The 14,161-nt window shown below is 64.0% G+C and carries 11 protein-coding genes; 5 read left to right on the plus strand and 6 right to left on the minus strand.

The genetic code is table 11. The features are described 5' to 3' along the window. Nucleotides 1–150 precede the first annotated feature (150 nt). On the minus strand, nt 151–2,796 hold the full coding sequence (gene pepN / locus AB4Z43_RS19215) for an aminopeptidase N (protein ID WP_441938732.1): 2,646 nt from the start codon (nt 2,794–2,796) through the stop codon (nt 151–153). Between the two features lie 153 nt (nt 2,797–2,949). Between pepN and AB4Z43_RS19220 the strand changes: the two genes are divergently transcribed. Next, the gene (locus AB4Z43_RS19220; RefSeq protein WP_441938733.1) at nt 2,950–5,256 is read left to right on the plus strand and encodes a xanthine dehydrogenase family protein molybdopterin-binding subunit; all 2,307 of its coding nucleotides are present in this window, start codon (nt 2,950–2,952) and stop codon (nt 5,254–5,256) included. Further along, nucleotides 5,253–6,212 carry a DMT family transporter gene (locus AB4Z43_RS19225; protein ID WP_027046652.1) on the plus strand — a complete coding sequence of 320 codons (960 nt, stop codon included), beginning with the start codon at nt 5,253–5,255 and terminating at the stop codon, nt 6,210–6,212. Before AB4Z43_RS19220 ends, AB4Z43_RS19225 begins: the two co-directional genes overlap by 4 nt. Before the next feature lie 84 nt (nt 6,213–6,296). On the opposite strand, the gene AB4Z43_RS19230 is transcribed toward AB4Z43_RS19225, so the two are convergent. Genes AB4Z43_RS19230 through AB4Z43_RS19240 form a run of 3 tightly spaced genes read right to left on the minus strand, consistent with a single transcriptional unit; the run spans nt 6,297 to nt 8,738 of the window. After that, entirely contained in the window at nt 6,297–7,109 is an 813-nt protein-coding gene (locus tag AB4Z43_RS19230; protein WP_441938734.1) for a helix-turn-helix domain-containing protein, read from the minus strand. Nucleotides 7,110–7,166: 57 nt separating this feature from the next. Continuing rightward, nucleotides 7,167–8,042, minus strand: a complete 876-nt coding sequence (locus tag AB4Z43_RS19235; protein WP_038645612.1) for a uracil-DNA glycosylase — start codon at nt 8,040–8,042, stop codon at nt 7,167–7,169. 51 nt (nt 8,043–8,093) lie between these two features. After that, nucleotides 8,094–8,738: a hypothetical protein gene (locus tag AB4Z43_RS19240; RefSeq protein WP_019857162.1), complete on the minus strand. Its 645-nt coding sequence runs from the start codon at nt 8,736–8,738 to the stop codon at nt 8,094–8,096. On the opposite strand from AB4Z43_RS19240, the gene AB4Z43_RS19245 reads away from it, so the two are divergent. From AB4Z43_RS19245 to AB4Z43_RS19255, 3 genes are all read left to right on the plus strand, one after another. Beyond that, nucleotides 8,737–8,895 carry a hypothetical protein gene (locus AB4Z43_RS19245; RefSeq protein ID WP_155772704.1) on the plus strand — a complete coding sequence of 53 codons (159 nt, stop codon included), beginning with the start codon at nt 8,737–8,739 and terminating at the stop codon, nt 8,893–8,895. The genes AB4Z43_RS19240 and AB4Z43_RS19245 overlap by 2 nt on opposite strands. A gap of 63 nt (nt 8,896–8,958) precedes the next feature. Then, entirely contained in the window at nt 8,959–10,638 is a 1,680-nt protein-coding gene (locus AB4Z43_RS19250; protein WP_064985042.1) for an electron transfer flavoprotein-ubiquinone oxidoreductase, read from the plus strand. A gap of 137 nt (nt 10,639–10,775) precedes the next feature. Continuing rightward, nucleotides 10,776–11,372 carry a DUF922 domain-containing Zn-dependent protease gene (locus tag AB4Z43_RS19255; RefSeq protein WP_064985041.1) on the plus strand — a complete coding sequence of 199 codons (597 nt, stop codon included), beginning with the start codon at nt 10,776–10,778 and terminating at the stop codon, nt 11,370–11,372. Nucleotides 11,373–11,513: 141 nt separating this feature from the next. On the opposite strand, the gene AB4Z43_RS19260 is transcribed toward AB4Z43_RS19255, so the two are convergent. Together AB4Z43_RS19260 and AB4Z43_RS19265 are read right to left on the minus strand one after the other, a co-directional pair. Beyond that, on the minus strand, nt 11,514–12,590 hold the full coding sequence (locus AB4Z43_RS19260; protein WP_441938735.1) for an endonuclease/exonuclease/phosphatase family protein: 1,077 nt from the start codon (nt 12,588–12,590) through the stop codon (nt 11,514–11,516). A gap of 66 nt (nt 12,591–12,656) precedes the next feature. Continuing rightward, nucleotides 12,657–14,120, minus strand: a complete 1,464-nt coding sequence (locus AB4Z43_RS19265) for an AMP nucleosidase (protein WP_236952097.1) — start codon at nt 14,118–14,120, stop codon at nt 12,657–12,659. Nucleotides 14,121–14,161: the final 41 nt, after the last annotated feature.

Raw genomic sequence — 14,161 nt, forward strand, 5'->3', positions numbered from 1 at the left:
ACGCCGCACTTCCGAATCGTCAGTAAAGAATCAAACGTGATTCGCCTTGTCCAGTGGCCCGGCGAAAAAAGATTAAAAATCGACTAAAATAATGCGCTTCTGCTGGTGCGGCGGCTGGGCCTTCTCCCACACGGGAGAAGGCAAGGACGCCTAGGCCAGCGTGCGCTCGACAATATCGCGCAGGTCCGCCGACAGGTTTTCGGCATTGGCGATCGAAAGCAGCGCCTCCCTGGCCTTGGCCTGCCGGCCCGGCTCGAGCGAACGCCACGACCGCAGTGCCGTCGCCAGCCTTGCCGCCACTTGCGGATTGCGCTTCTCGACCTCGAGCACCGTTTGCGCGAAGAACCGGTAGCCTTCGCCGTCGGCGCGGTGGAAGCCGGTCTGGTTGGCGCTGGAGAACGTGCCGATCAGCGAACGCACCCGGTTCGGATTGGCCATCGAGAAGGCCGGATGGGCGGTTAGAGCCCGGACCGTGTCCACAGCCTGCGGCCCCGGCACGCTGGCCTGGATCTGGAACCATTTGTCCATGACCAGCGGATCGGATGCATAGGTCTTTTCGAAAGCCGCCAGCGCCTTGTTTGCCTCCGGCGAGGCGTGGTGGCGATGCGCGAGCACGGCAAGGGCGGCCGCGCGGTCGGTCATGTTGGTCGCCGACTGGAAATGCCCGGCCGCCAATGCCGCTCCGCCCGGCAGCAGCGAGAGATAGTCCAGCAAAGTGTTGCGCAGGGCGCGTCGTCCCGCGCTCGCCGCGTCCGGGCTGAAGGGGGCCTTGTCGGCAAGGCTGTGGTAGAGTTCGGAAAATGCCTCGCCATTGGCCGTAGCGATCGCCAGCGCAAGGGTCTGCCGGGCTGCATGAATGGCATCGGGGTCGATGTTCTTGCCGATGTCGCGGGCGATGTCGGCATCGCCCGGCAGTGCCAGCGCAAGCGCCCGGTAAGCAGGCTCCAGCGTCTCATCGCCGGCGATGCTGCCGGCGAGCTCCGTCAGTCGTGTCGCGAAGACCGGATGCTTGCCGCCAAGGAACTCGCGGAAGGCAACGATCAGCGCATCGGTGAGCAGCGTGTTGAAGGCTTGCCAGCGCGAAAAGGCATCGCTGTCATGGCGGGCAAGGAAGAACTGGTCGTCGGCCTTCTGCTCGACCGACAGCGTCACCGGCGCCGAAAAGCCGCGGTTGAGCGACACCGCCGGACGTTCAGCAACGCCCGAGAAACGCACCATATGGCGGCGCTTGCGTAGATGGATGACGCCGTCCTCGACGCTGGCGCCCTCGACGCCGCTAAACGCGACAGGCTTGCCGCCGGCGCCAATCAGCCCGAAGGCGAGAGGAATATGCATCAGCCGCTTACGGCTTTCGGAGGGTGTCGGCGGCACCGACTGCTCGATTTCGAGCGTGAATTCCTGCGCGGCCTGATTGTGCGTCGAACTGACCGTCAGATTGGGCGTGCCGGCCTGATGGTACCAGAGCGCGAACTGCGACAGGTCGCGGCCGGATGCATCCTCGAACACTTTGATGAAATCCTCGATGGTCGCCGCTTCGCCATCATGCCGCTCGAAATACAGGTCCATGCCGGCGCGAAACGCATCTGCTCCCAGGATGGTGCGGATCATGCGCACCACTTCGGAGCCCTTTTCGTAGACCGTCGCCGTGTAGAAATTGTTGATCTCACGGTAGCGGCGCGGCCGCACCGGATGCGCCAGCGGACCCTGGTCCTCGGGAAACTGGTGGGCGCGCAGTGTGCGCACCTCGGCGATGCGCTTGACCGCGCGCGAGCGCTGGTCGGCGGAGAATTCATGGTCGCGGAACACCGTCAGGCCTTCCTTCAGGCAAAGCTGGAACCAGTCGCGGCAAGTGATTCTGTTGCCTGTCCAATTGTGGAAATACTCATGCGCGATGATCGCCTCGATATTGGCGAAATCGGCGTCGGTCGCGGTCTCCTCGTCGGCCAGCACATATTTGTCGTTGAAGATGTTGAGGCCCTTGTTCTCCATCGCGCCCATGTTGAAGTCGGACACCGCAACGATGTTGAAGACATCGAGGTCGTATTCGCGGCCAAACGCCTCCTCGTCCCATCGCATCGACCGCTTCAGCGCGTCCATGGCGTAGCCGGCCAGCTTCTCCTTGCCGCGCTCGACATAGATGCCGAGTTCGACCTCGCGGCCCGACATTGTGACGAAACTGTCGGCGACCTGGCCAAGATTGCCGGCCACCAGCGCGAACAGGTAGGATGGCTTGGGGAAGGGGTCATGCCAGACGGCATAATGCCAACCGTCGCCGATATCGCCCTTGTCTCCCGGATTGCCATTGGACAGGAGCAGCGGCGCCTCGTCACGGAGCGCCTCGATCCGCACGGTGTAGACGGACAGGATGTCGGGGCGATCGAGGAAATAGGTGATGCGGCGGAAGCCCTCGGCCTCGCATTGCGTGCAATAGACGTTGTTCGAGCGGTAGAGACCCATCAGGGCCTCGTTACCCGCCGGGGCTAGCTCGGTCTCGATCAGCAGTTGGAAGCGCCGCGCGCCCGGCGGCTTGAGAATGGTGAGCTGATCAGGTGTCACCAGCAGGTCCGCCGGTTTTGCCTTCTTGCCGTTGATCTCGACGCGCTTGAGCGTCAGCCCGTCGCCGTCGAGCACCAATGGCGCCGCCGCGGCTCCGCCGTCGCGGCGTTCGACCGTCAGTGTCGCGGTGACGATCGTGGCCTCGGGCGAAAGGCGGAAGGTGAGGTTGGTCTGCGGAATGAGATAATCGTTGGGGCGATAGTCTTCGAGCTTGAAGACCTGGCCGGTGTCCGTGCGCATTCCGTTGTTTTTCCTGTCGATTGCGTTGGACACGGGGGTTCCCGCTGGTCCAAGAAATTTGAAGTCCGCGCTCTTTACACGAAATGGTCCCTCGACAAAACTCGGCCGATGCCTATTTCAGGCATTCGTTCTCCACATCCCCGCGAGGCAGCCATGACCGTCGTCACACCGAAATTCGGCATGGGCGCTTCCGTGCTGCGGCGCGAGGATACCGCCTTCATCCAGGGCCAAGGCCGCTACACCGACGATATCAAGCCGGACGGCGTGCTGCACGGCTATGTCCTGCGCTCGCCGATCGCCAAGGCGAGCTTCACCATCGGCTCGATTGAGGCGGCGAAGGCGGCACCCGGCGTCCATCTCGTGCTGACCGGTGGGGATCTCACCCATCTGCGCGATCTCAAGTCCGGCGTCATGCAGGCACAGCCGGACGGCACCAAAGCGCCGACGCGCGACATTCCGATCCTGTGCCGGGACCGCGTCAACTATGTCGGCGATGCGGTTGCCTTTGTGGTCGCCGACAGCCGTGCCTTGGCGCAGGATGCCGCCGAACTGATCGAGGTCGATTATGACGGCGAGGACGCCGCCTCCGGCACTGCGACGGCGCTTGCGGAGGGCACGCCGCTGGTCTGGCCGGAACTCGGCTCCAACCGCGCCTTCACCTATCATATCGGCGACAAGAGGAAGACGGACGCGGCCTTCGCCGGGGCCGCTCACGTCACGCGCATCGAATTCGTCAACAATCGGCTGGTCTGCAACTACATGGAGCCGCGCTCGGCGATCGGCGAATGGAATGTCGGGGAAAACCGCTTTGTGCTGACCACCGGGTCGCAGGGCGTGCATTCCATGCAGTACATCCTGGCCAGCGTGTTCAAGATCAAGAAGGACCAACTGCGCGTCATCACGCCCGATGTCGGCGGCGGTTTCGGGCCGAAGAGCTTCGTCTACCGCGAATATCCGCTGGTGCTAGAGGCGGCGAAGCGGCTTGGCCGCCCGGTGAAGTGGGCTGGCGACCGCACCGAGCACTTCCTCACCGACGCCCAAGGCCGCGACAATGCGGTGACGGCCGAAATGGCGCTCGACAAGGACGGCCGCTTCCTCGGCATGAGGGTCGAGCTGCTTGCCAATATCGGCGCCTATATCTCGCAATATGGCCCTTTCATTCCCTATATCGGCGTCACCATGTCGACCGGCGTCTATGATATCAGGGCGCTCGATGTCTCGGTGACCGGCCTCTACACCAACACCTGCCCGGTCGACGCCTATCGCGGCGCCGGGCGTCCCGAGGCGGCGTTCCTGTTGGAAAAACTGGTTGACGCCTGCGCTCATGATCTCGGCCTGCCTGTCGAAGAGATCCGCCGCCGCAACTTCATCCGGCCCGAGCAGTTTCCCTATCGCACGCAGACGGGCCGTCTCTACGACAATGGCGAATTCGAAGGCCATATGGACCGCGCCATCGAACGGTCGCAGTGGAAGGCGTTTCCGCAGCGGCTGGAACAGTCCAAAGCCGGCGGCAAGATCCGCGGCATCGGCATGGCCACCTATATCGAGGCCTGCGCCTTTCCGGGCTCGGAGCCGGCCTTTGTCGAGCTCAATGGCGACGGCACGGTGACGCTGAAGATCGGCACCCAGACCAACGGCCAGGGGCATGCCACCGCCTATGCGCAGTTCCTGTCGGAAAAACTCAATCTCGATATCGACAAGATCCATGTCCGCCAGGGCGACACCGACGAATTAAAGGCGGGCGGCGGCACAGGCGGCTCGCGCTCCATTCCGCTGGGGGGTGTCTCGGCTTCCCGCGCCGGCGAGGATCTGGCCAACAAGATCAAGCGCATCGCCGCCGACGAGCTTGAGGCCTCGGCCGGCGATATCGAATTGTCCGATGGCGTTGCCCGCATCGTCGGCACCGACCGGAGCATCGATTTCTCGAGCATCGCCAAGGCCGCGAAGACGCCGGATGACCTTAAGGGGTTCGGCGAGTTCGTGCAGGACGAGTGCACCTATCCGAACGGCACCCATATCTGCGAGGTCGAGATCGATCCCGACACCGGCGCGACCGAGATCGTCAGCTACACCATCGTCGACGATTTCGGCGTCACCGTTAATCCGATCCTGCTCGCCGGCCAGGTGCATGGCGGCGTGGTGCAAGGCATCGGCCAGGCGTTGACCGAGAACACCATCCATGGCGAGGATGGGCAGCTCTTGACGGCGAGCTTCATGGACTATGCCATGCCGCGCGCCGACAATTTCCCGTTCTTCCATTTCGAGACCCGCAACGTGCCTTCGACCACCAATGCACTGGGCATCAAGGGCGCGGGCGAGGCCGGCACGATCGGCTCGACACCGGCGGCGCTCAATGCCGTCACCGATGCGCTGTGGCGCGCCTATGGCATCAGGCATATCGAGATGCCCGCGACGCCGGCGCGCATCTGGGCCGCGATCAGGGGCGCATCGCCGACGTGACATCAGGGGCGGAACCAGGAACGACGGGAGGCCACGGCACGCTGAGGGGCATCGCGCTGAAGATCGTGTCCGTCGCGGTCTTTGTCGGCATGCAAACCTGCATCAAGGCGGCCGGTGACGTGCCGGCGGGGCAGATCGTCTTCTTCCGCTCCTTCTTCGCCATCTTCCCGATCATTGCCTTCCTGGCATTGAAGGGACAGCTGCCGACGGCATTCGTCACCAAACGTCCCTTCAACCATGTCGCGCGCGGCGTCGTCGGCGTCGGCGCCATGGGGCTGGGCTTCTTCGCGCTCACCAGGCTGCCGTTGCCGGAGGCGATCACCCTGAACTATGCGCAGCCGCTGTTGGTCGTGGTGTTCTCCTCGGTCTTCCTTGGCGAGTCGATCCACGTCTATCGGTGGAGCGCGGTCGCCGTTGGTCTTGTCGGCGTGCTCATCATTTCCTGGCCGGAGCTGACGCTGCTCAACTCGGATGAAGGGCTCGACGACCAGGAGGTCCTGGGCGTCATGGCTGCGCTGGTGGCCGCGGCGATCTCGGCGGTCGCCATGCTGCTCGTGCGCAATCTCGTGCAGACGGAGAAGACGGCGACCATCGTCCTGTGGTTCTCGTCGACGGCCAGCGTGCTCTCGCTGCTGACACTGCCTTTCGGCTGGCAAGCTCTGACGCCGACGCAAGCCGCGCTGCTCGTCATGGCCGGCTTCTGCGGCGGCCTCGGCCAGATCCTGATGACGTCGGCCTATCGCCACGCCGAGGCCTCGGTGGTGGCGCCGTTCGAATACACCTCGATGATCCTCGGCGTTGTCGTCGGCTATTTCATTTTCGGCGATGTGACCTCGCTCAACACGCTGATTGGCGGTGCGATCGTGGTGGCCGCCGGCATCTTCATCATCTGGCGCGAGCGGCAACTGGGCCTGGAGCGCACGCGAACGCGCAAGGTGACGCTGCCGCAGGGGTGAGGAGAGGTCCGCGTAGCGGACGGAAAGCCAATTGCTTGGCTTTCCGAACGACGAACGCCCGGAGCGAAGGGCCGGTCTCCTCAGTTACGACCGTTCGCTCCGCTCCTTCGCCAGCCGCACAAGCACCGCACGAGTCTGCTCGTCGGCCGGGAAGAAAGACTCGATCGCCAGTTCCGACAAGGTCACGTCGATCGGGGTGCCGAAAACGGTGATGGTGCTGATGAACGACAGCACCTGATCGCCATGGGCGAGCCTGAGCGGATGCACGATGGCATTCGGCTCGACGGGTGTCGGCCTGCTGCCCTTCAGCCCGGACGGATAGCTGCGCAGCTCGCGCTCCAATTCGACCAGCACCGGGTCGCCGCTGGCATCATTCTGGTGTTTGAGACGCTCAAGCAGATGCGTGCGCCATTCCGCGAGATTGACGATGCGCGGTGCGATGCCGCCGGGATGCAGGGAAAGGCGAAGTACGTTGACCGGCGGCGTCAGCAGCGAAGCCTCGCTGACATCGGCAAGGAAGGGAGCGATCGCGGCATTCGCCGAGACCAGGTTCCAGTGCCGGTCCACGGCCAGCGCAGGGAAGGGCTCGTGTCCCTTGAGCACGATCTCGACCGCTGCCATCGCCGGCGCCAGCGTCGTGTCGCTGAGCGGCCGTTCGCTGAAGCTCGGCGCGAAGCCTGCGGCCAGCAGCAGCTGGTTGCGCTGCCTCAGCGGGATCGAAAGCTGCTCCGCCAGATGCAGCACCATGTCGCGCGAGGGCGCGGCGCGCCCGCTCTCGACGAAGGAGAGATGCCGCTGCGAAATCTCGGCCTCCGTGGCGCGGTCGAGCTGGCTCATGCGGCGCCGCGTGCGCCATTCGCGGATCAGACTGCCGGCGGAGGTTTGGGCTGATGTCATGTGAAATGGTTAGGCTGACGGGGGCGGCATTTCAATTACCAGCGAGGTTATGGCGATCTACGAGAGTGCCCGCAGCTTCGCCTTCACCTCGAGAAAATCCCGCCATGCCAGCTTCTTGTGCGCCGGTGTGCGCAGGAGATAGGCCGGATGCAGCGTCGGCATGGCCGGAATGGCGATGCCGGAGGCGGTGGTGTGGACACGCCAGTTGCCACGCAGCCGCAAAATGCCTTCCGAGGTGTTGAGCAAGGTCTTGGCCGACGGGCCGCCGAGATTGACCAGCACCTTGGGATTGACCAGCTCGATCTGCCGCTCGATGAACGGCCGGCAGATCTCAGTCTCGTGCGGCGTCGGCGTGCGGTTGCCCGGCGGCCGCCACGGGATGACGTTGGCAATGTAGACCGAAGTGCGGTCGAGCCCGATCGCGGCCAGCATGCGGTCAAGCAGCCGGCCCGAGCGGCCGACGAAGGGCAAGCCCTCAATGTCCTCGTCGCGGCCCGGCGCTTCGCCCACCAGCATCACCGCGGCGTCCGGGTTGCCGTCGGCGAACACCAGGTTCTTGGCGGTGGCCTTGAGATTGCAGCCGTCGAAGGCAGCCATGTGCTGGCGCAACTCGTCCAGGGTCGTTGCGGTTGTCGCCAACTGGCGCGCAAGCGCCGCCTGAGCCTCGTCTGGCACCGCGGCGACCGATGAACGCGCCGGTGGCGCATCCGGTACGTTGCTTGCATCCAGTCCGGGCGGTGCCGCTGGCCGCTCCGCCGCCTTCTCCTCGTGAGGTGGCGCCACCGGCGCCGGTGCGCGCTCGACAGATCTCGGCGCCGCCTCGGCGAAGCGATTCACCGGGGCGTCTTCCAGCGCCTCGTCGACGCCGGCGCTGGCATAGAAGGCCAGGATGTCGGCAATATCGGTCGGGCTATTGGGGGACGCGGCAGTCATGGCGCGCACATTCGTCCGCACGACTGCAATTTGCAAGACCGGCGGCTTACCCTATCCCGTCGGGATGCGCGGATCCTGCACCAGATAGAAGGTCCATCGCGGCGTGTAATCGGTCATCAGGAACTCGAAGCTGACGGTCCTCAGCGGGTCGACCTTGCCGTTCTTGAACAGCAGCCGGTCATAGGGCTCGAACTCCCGGTCGAAATCGGCGAAATTGCTCGACCAGATATTGTCGGGCGTCTTGTTGCGTTGGTCGAAGGAAAACCCGTCTCCAAACACGCTCGGCTGATCCAATATCTCCTGAAGTTCGAACTGGAATTCGATCCAGGCCTGGCCGCTGTTGTTGAGCACGTTGATGCGCATATACATGATGCCATTGGCGAATTCGCCCGCCTTGCCGAATGTCTGGATCGGCTTGGTCGTGCGGATGGTCAGCGTCACCGGTGTTGCCGAATTCAGCTCTTCGGTGATGACCAGCGGATCGTCCTTGGTTCCGATGCCGGAGGCTCCGGTGATGCGGAAGCCGCCAAGCTCGTCGGAGAAGGAGTAGGCGCCTGTCGCCCAGACCTTCACCTCGTTCGTTGTGGCGTGCCCCGGTGCCGACGTCAGAAGGGCCAGAAGAATCGCCCGGCAGGCCCGGCCGGGCGGGAAAAGAAAGCGCGTCGAAGAAAAGCCCGCTGGCCCAGGAAAGCGCATGGCGGGAAGTATGGCCGATAAGCAAGCCGCCGAACAATTAAAAAACGCAGGCGTGGCCGGTCTTACCGGGCGCAAATGCCTGCCCCGCCGCAAGATGCGCGACTTTTTGGCCAAATCCGCATTGTCACGTCTGCGCCGGTTTCCTGTCGCCAATTGATGCGCTATGCAGCGCAGGAGCCAGCAAGATACGCAACAGCGGCAAGCCAGTGCGGAGGGGTTGATGAGCGATATCGAACGCGAAAGCATGGAATTCGACGTGGTCATCGTCGGTGCCGGTCCGGCCGGCCTTGCCGCGGCCATCCGCCTCAAGCAGGTCAATCCCGAGCTTTCCGTCGTCGTGCTGGAAAAGGGCGGCGAGGTCGGCGCCCATATCCTCTCCGGCGCCGTGGTCGATCCGATCGGCATCGACCGGCTGCTGCCCGGTTGGCGCGAGGAGGAAGGTCACCCGTTCAAGACGCCCGTCACGGCGGATCATTTCCTGGTGCTCGGCCCGGCTGGCTCATTCCGCCTGCCCAACATATTGATGCCGCCGCTGATGAACAATCACGGCAACTACATCGTCTCGCTCGGCAATGTCTGCCGCTGGCTGGCCGGCAAGGCCGAGGCGCTCGGCGTCGAGATCTATCCGGGCTTTGCCGCCGCCGGCCTGCTCTACAATGAGGAGGGCGCCGTCACCGGCGTCGTCACCGGCGACATGGGCGTCGAGAAGGACGGCACGCATGGGCCGGGCTTCGCGCCGGGCATGGCGCTGATGGGCAAATATGTGCTGATCGGCGAAGGCGCGCGCGGCTCGCTCGCCAAGCAGTTGATCGCCAAATACAAACTCTCCGACGGCCGCGAGCCAGGCAAATACGGCATCGGTCTCAAGGAACTCTGGCAGGTCAAGCCGGAGAACCACCGGCCGGGCCTGGTCCAGCATTCCTTCGGCTGGCCGCTCGACATGAAGACCGGCGGCGGCTCCTTCCTCTACCATCTCGAGGACAACCAGGTGGCGGTCGGCTTCGTCCTCCACCTCAATTACAAGAACCCCTATCTGTCGCCCTTCGAGGAATTCCAGCGTTTCAAGACCCATCCGGCAATATCAGGCACGTTCGAGGGCGCCAAGCGGCTCGGCTATGGTGCGCGCGCCATCACAGAGGGCGGCTGGCAGTCGGTGCCGAAACTGTCCTTCCCAGGCGGCGCGCTGATGGGTTGCGCCGCCGGCTTCGTCAACGTGCCGCGCATCAAGGGCTCCCACAATGCCGTGCTGTCGGGCATGCTGGCGGCCGATCATGTCGCCGAGGCGATCGGCGCCGGCCGTGCCAATGACGAGCTCACTTCCTACGAGCAAGCCTGGCGCGCGACCGATATCGGCAAGGATTTGAAGAAGGTTCGCAACGTCAAGCCACTGTGGTCGCGCTTCGGCACCATCGTCGGCGTCGGTCTTGGCGGCCTCGACATGTGGCTGAATACGCTGTTCGGCATCTCGCCCTTCGGCACGCTGAAGCACGGCAAGGCCGACTATGCCACGCTCGAGCCCGCCGCCCAGCACAAGAAGATCGCCTATCCGAAGCCCGACGGCGTGCTGACCTTCGACCGCCTGTCCTCGGTGTTCCTGTCCAACACCAATCACGAAGAGAACGAGCCGGTCCATCTGCTGGTCGGCGACATGGATCTGCAGAAGCGGTCCGAGCACGATGTCTTCGCCGGGCCTTCGACACGCTATTGCCCGGCCGGCGTCTATGAATGGGTCGACAAGGACGGCAACGCCGCCGCCGATCCGGCGGCAAAGGACGTCCGCTTCGTCATCAACGCGCAGAACTGCGTCCACTGCAAGACTTGCGATATCAAGGACCCGAACCAGAACATCAACTGGGTGCCGCCGCAGGGCGGCGAGGGGCCGGTCTACCAGGGCATGTGATCTCGCGCGGCAGGGCGGTTTCGGCCTCGGCGGCAAGAAAATGCAGGTAGGGCTGGCCGCGAGGGCATGCAGGCCAGCAGAAACGTTGAAACGGCCACCGGTCTATGGTTCCTTCTCTGGAGATAGGGAGAAGGCCGATGCGCCGGACAGTTCTGACATGCCTCGTCGCCATCGGAGCGCTGTTTGCGCCACAGGCCTCGGCCGGCACCAGGGCAGTGGTCCAGACGCGGACCTACGACGTCACCGGAAGCTCGGGCACCGCCCTCGTCGACGCGATGGACAGAAAAGGCCCCCGGCACGGCTTCATGACGCATGCCATCGCCACAACCTCCTATACCGTCGACTGGGACCTCGACGCCGGCCAGGGCAACGGCTTCTGTCGGATGCGAGGGGTCAATGGCACGCTGAATCTTTCCTACACCTTCCCGCGCCTTGCCTCACCCGCGACGTCGGCGCTGAAGAGGCGCTGGAACAAGTTTTTCGCAGGTGTTCGCGCCCATGAGGAAACACATGGGCGCATCGCCAGGGAGATGATGCGCGCTACGGAAAGGTCGATAACCGGCCTGCAAGTCGTCAACGACCCGTCCTGCTACAAGACGCGCCGCGAGGCGCGGCTGCGCATCCAGGCGATCTATGCCGAATATGAGGCCAAACAAAACGCCTTCGATCGGCGCGAACACAGCGATGGCGGCCATGTCGAGCATCTGATCGCTGCCTTGACCGGAAAACCTTGAACCAGGGCAATTCCAGGAAAAGTGTAAAACGGTTTTCCCGGGAAAAAGCGCCGTAGCGATTTCCCTTGGGAATTGCGTTAGAACAAGGACTAGACCCCTCGCCATCGCGGGTCCTTGCCGCCAGCCCGCTCGATTGGCGTGTCAGCTTTGCGGCTTCACCGAAAAGTCGCTCGCCGCGAGCGCGGTGGCGTGGTCATTCTCAGGCTGCTTGTCGTTTGGCCTTAGCGTGAACTCGACCAGCACCGGCAGATGGTCGGAGCCGGTGTCCTCCAGCCGCTTGGAAGACAGGAGCGTCAACCCGCCCTTGCTGAACACCTGGTCGATCGGCAGGCCCGCATAACGGCGCAGGATGTCGGGCAGTGTCCGGTGGATCCAGGTCGGGCCGGCGGAAGGCATCACTGTCAGCCCGCCGAGAGCCGCGACCCGCCGCACCGCAGCACTCCACGGCACGGCGTTGCAATCGCCGGCCATGATCGCGGTCTCGCCCAACCCGGCCAATGTCTGCGCCAGTTCGCCGATCTGCCAGTATTGCTCCTTCGGCCACGGCCAGCTCAAATGGATCGCGGCGACATCAACGTCGATCCCGCCGAAGTCGATGGTGGCGGTTGCCATCGCTCCGCGCGGCTCGCAGCGCGGTGTCGTGCCGGCCACGAACGGCCGGCGCGACAGCAACGCCACCCCGAACATGCCGTTCGGGTAGGGGCACAGGATACGGTAAGGATAGGCGCTGGCGATGGTGCCAAGCTCGGTCGTCCACATCTCCGACACCTCATCGAGGGTGATTACGTCCGGGTTGGTGCGGCCGATCAGGGAGAGCACTTTCTTCGGTGTCGGGTTGTTGAAGCGCAAGTTCATCTGCAGCAGGCTGTAGACGGCCTGATCGGTGGGCTTGGCAACCGCCGGTTGCGGCCAGAGCCTCGGCAGGGCGCTTGCCGTCGTGGCCAGGCAGGCGATGGCAAACAGCAGCCCCGCTGCCGCTTGCAGCCGAAACGAGCTGGCAAGCAGCGGCAGTGCCAGAAGCGCCATGAGCACGCTGAAGTGAATGCGGAAATGCGAGAAGGAATCGAAAGCCGGATGCAGCGTGCCGAAGAATCCGGCCAACAGCGCGGCCGATAGCGCCGTCATCGCCAGGAATGCCAACCCAGCCATCATTTTCAAGCGCGCGCCTGTCATCATCGAGGTCGTGTCTGCCGAATGCCGCCTGACGATCCGTTCCATCTGCTTATCGGCCAAATTGCGGGCCGGGCAAGACGACGAAATGCCTCGCCCAGGCGCTGCGGCCGCCTATTGGAACGCTGTCTCCGAAAAGCTCCGGAGCTTGCGCGAATGCAGCCGCTCCATCGGCATCTCGGCCAGCTTCTCCATCGCCCTGATGCCGATGGTAAGGTGCTGCGCCACCTGGCGCTTGTAGAACTCGGTCGCCATGCCAGGCAGCTTCAACTCGCCATGCAGTGGCTTGTCGGAAACGCACAGAAGCGTGCCATAGGGGACACGGAAGCGGAAGCCATTGGCGGCGATCGTCGCCGATTCCATGTCGAGCGCGATGGCGCGCGACTGCGACAGGCGCTGCACCGGTCCGCGCTGGTCGCGCAGTTCCCAGTTGCGGTTGTCGATGGTGGCGACCGTGCCGGTGCGCATGATGCGCTTCAGGTCGTAGCCGGACAGCCCGGTGACTTCGGCGACCGCCTCCTGCAGGGCAACCTGGATTTCCGCCAGCGGCGGGATCGGCACCCAAACCGGAAGGTCGTCGTCCAGCACGTGATCCTCGCGCACATAGGCATGCGCCAGCACATAGTCGCCGAGCGCCTGGGTGTTGCGCAGCCCGGCGCAGTGGCCAAGCATCACCCAGGCATGCGGCCTCAGCACTGCGACGTGGTCGGTGATCGTCTTGGCATTGGAAGGGCCGACGCCGATGTTGACCATGGTGATGCCGCCGTGGTTCGGCTTTTTCAGGTGATAGGCCGGCATCTGCGGCAGGCGCTGCGGCCCAACGCCTTCGCTGGGCGAACTCTGCCCGGCCCTGGTCACGACATTGCCAGGCTCGACGAATTCCGCGTAACCGCCGCCGCCCTTCTCCATCAGGTCGCGGGCGCGGGCGACGAATTCGTCGATGTAGAACTGGTAGTTGGTGAACAGCACGAAGTTCTGGAAATGCTGCGGGCTGGTGGCCGTATAATGCGTCATGCGGTGCAGCGAATAGTCGATGCGCTGCGCCGTAAACGGAGCCAACGGCCTTGGTTCGCCGAAGGCCACTTCGAAGGTGCCGTTGGCGATCTGGTCGTCGGTGCCGTCGAGATCCGGCACGTCGAACAGGTCGCGGATCGGCCGCTTGATGCGCTCCGCGGCGGCTCCGTCGACGTAAGTTCCCTCCAGGAAGGCGAAATGCAGCGGAATGGGCGTGGTCGATTCCGAAACCGTGACAGAGACACCGTGGTTGCGCATGATCAGGCGCAGTTGTTCGACCAGATAGCTCTCGAACAGGTGCGGCTGTGTGATCGTGGTGGCGAAATGGCCGGGTGTCGGCATATGGCCGTAGGCCTGGCGCGAGTCGACCTGGGTGAACGAACTCGTGGTGACGCCGATCTCGGGATAGAAGGCGCGGTAGCGCTTGCTGCTGTCGCCGCCGGCGGCCGCCAGGGCCGAGAAGGCGTCGCGCAGGAACTTGGTGTTGCGGTCGTAAAGCAGCTGCAGTGCGGCAACGGCTTTTTCGGCGCTGTCGAAGCTTTGCCGGCCAAAAGGCTCCGGCATGACGACAGATTCGATGGCTTGAGGGTAGATTCGCTTTTCCA

It is taken from the genome of Mesorhizobium sp. 2RAF45 (genome assembly GCF_052115225.1).
GTDB lineage: Bacteria > Pseudomonadota > Alphaproteobacteria > Rhizobiales > Rhizobiaceae > Mesorhizobium > Mesorhizobium jarvisii.